Annotated in this window: 3 protein-coding genes; all 3 read right to left on the bottom strand. The window is 58.3% G+C overall.

All coding sequences use genetic code 11. The annotated features are described in order from the left end of the window. A partial coding sequence (locus CAGGBEG34_RS09230) for a hypothetical protein (RefSeq protein ID WP_042688517.1) occupies positions 1 to 578 on the bottom strand: 578 nt, incomplete at its 3' end. Beyond that, the gene (locus CAGGBEG34_RS09225; protein WP_006683356.1) at positions 575 to 1,090 is read right to left on the bottom strand and encodes a hypothetical protein; all 516 of its coding nucleotides are present in this window, start codon (positions 1,088 to 1,090) and stop codon (positions 575 to 577) included. The genes CAGGBEG34_RS09230 and CAGGBEG34_RS09225, both read right to left, overlap by 4 nt. Further along, on the bottom strand, positions 1,044 to 1,967 hold the full coding sequence (locus tag CAGGBEG34_RS09220) for a hypothetical protein (RefSeq protein ID WP_006683355.1): 924 nt from the start codon (positions 1,965 to 1,967) through the stop codon (positions 1,044 to 1,046). Before CAGGBEG34_RS09220 ends, CAGGBEG34_RS09225 begins: the two co-directional genes overlap by 47 nt. Between the last annotated feature and the right edge of the window lie 93 nt (positions 1,968 to 2,060).

Genomic DNA, 2,060 nt, shown 5'->3' with positions numbered 1-2,060 from the left:
CGAAATGACGTGGCGGTCAGCGGCTTATCGTGAAACGGCGTCATCACCGGATGGGTAAGCAGATGAAGATGCGCGAACGCATCCTGTTGTAGCAAATGAGGAATGAAATCCGGACGACGCGCGATAAAGTCCGCGGGGCGTCTCCAGTCATAACACGCTTCGGCCTGTGCGCCTTCGTCTTCAACGATCCACGCTTTCCAATACGCGGCGAGTGCTTCAATTAATGCTCTGGACGCGCGGAACAGGCTGAGCACATCGTGCGCTTGGATGCGTTCGAGCGACCGAAAGTAAATGGATAACGGTTGCGTATAGCCGACCAACAGATCGATGACGACCATCTCCAAAGTCCGCGCGGCAGCGTACTGTGCCGCTAGATGCAGGTTGCGCTCCACGCTGAATCCTGAGAGGCCCGTGATATAGCTGGGTATTTTTCTCAGGGTCGGCATCGTGATATCGGACAGGCAAATGCGCGCAGGAATGCGCGCAGGCGGACAAAAAAACGGGACCGTGACTTCAATGCCGCGCGGTTTTGAGCGGATCTGTCTTGTTTTGGGCGCGTCATGCATCTGGACGTTCATCGTTGTACCCGCCAGGATTTACGGTGGATCGGATCCGGTACGCCCATCCGCTGCGCGACTGCCTGAGCAGTGCTTTCCAGAATGCGGCGCTTTTCTTGGCCCGATGGGGCAGGCAGGCGCTGGATGGCTTCCATCAGACGCTCGACCGGTCTGCTCAGGCGATTGATTTCATCGAACCAGCGATAGGCGGCGACGCCTTCCCGTCCTAACGCGCTGGCGCATTGCGTGCGGTCAGCGGGCTTGTCCGGTGCATAACCCAGTGCCCTCATGAATGACAAAAAATCAGGCGCGCGCTGGATCGGCAGCGTCTCTGGATACTGATCGTACAGCGTGAGGAGCATGCACACGGCGGCATCCTGAATCGGCGCGGCCGGGGTTTTCGAAAGCGCGCCCCATTTGTGATAAGGCAACCCAAGCAGCTCGCAGGCGGCGGCAATGGTGAGTCCATGCCGGATGCGCCACTTCTCAAGATCGAGCGCGCAAATGGGGTCTGGGCTCTTTTTTGAGTGCATGGGTGTTTTGGGGCGCGCTGTGCTTGAAGAAGACATCGAGTTCATCGGCCTGAACGCCGGTATCCAGTCCGAATAGGTGCCGCCCGGAAACAGCGTCTGCCGGTGCCTCATTCTGAATATCGATGCGCGTTGGCGCTGGATGGGCTTGTGCCGGCTTCGCCGTTTCCGCCTGAAATAGAAACGCGCTATCAAAACTCTGTTGCGCGATCATGGCGGCCAGTGCTTCGCGCGTATACGCGCCCGCGCTGATCAATGTGCGCGCATGCGTCAGGTCAGCGAGCGCGGATTCCAAACGCTTCAGCTCGGTGGTCATGCTGCGCAGCGCGTAATGGGCATCCACCTGAGCGGCGATCGCGCCGTCCTGATGGTCCAGGCCTGCACGGAAAATCGCCAATGCTGAGGCTGAGGTGAGAGGATGTTCCGCCGCGAATGGCGCAATTTCCGCTTCGAGATGGTGAGTCAGAGCCGTACACGCCTCGCGTATCCGGTGCGAATCCGAAAAATTTTGCTGCAATAACGCGCGCAGCGCGTGACGGCATTCCAGGGGCGGTAAGGCCAATGCCGCCTCAAGCGAATGGCGTAATGAATTGTCCGCAGCCCTCTCCACGCGCTCACATGCGCTGTGTCGAACAGAGGCCAGCGTGGGCGCCGGCGTTTCTTCCCGCTCATCCTGCGCTCCCGATAATACGGATGCGGCAGACATATTCACCGACATTGGCCCGCTTGCATCGGAAGAGCGCACTGGAGAAGACGATATCGGAGCAAAGCCCTGGCATAGGCGCGCAAGAAAACGTTTGATGGCCTTCACCAAAAGCGCAAACATGCTTTCTTCATCAAACGGCGCATGCCGAGCGCCCCGTTGGGTATCGGAATCCATATGAAGATGTGTAGGGAATAGTACGCACCAAACAGATTATACAGACGCTATGAAGGGCGCTTCGACGCTTTCTCCCTGTGCTCTTGCTGGAAT

Source organism: Candidatus Glomeribacter gigasporarum BEG34 (assembly GCF_000227585.1).
Taxonomy (GTDB): domain Bacteria; phylum Pseudomonadota; class Gammaproteobacteria; order Burkholderiales; family Burkholderiaceae; genus Glomeribacter; species Glomeribacter gigasporarum_B.
The sequence above is the reverse complement of the archived record's forward strand: the minus strand, read 5'-3'. Positions and strand labels throughout refer to the sequence as shown.

Excerpts from the sequence above, each read along its gene's own strand:
- CAGGBEG34_RS09220 (WP_006683355.1), bottom strand. The coding sequence starts at position 1,967 with ATGGATTCCGATACCCAACGGGGCGCTCGGCATGCGCCGTTTGATGAA.
- CAGGBEG34_RS09225 (WP_006683356.1), bottom strand. The coding sequence starts at position 1,090 with ATGCACTCAAAAAAGAGCCCAGACCCCATTTGCGCGCTCGATCTTGAG.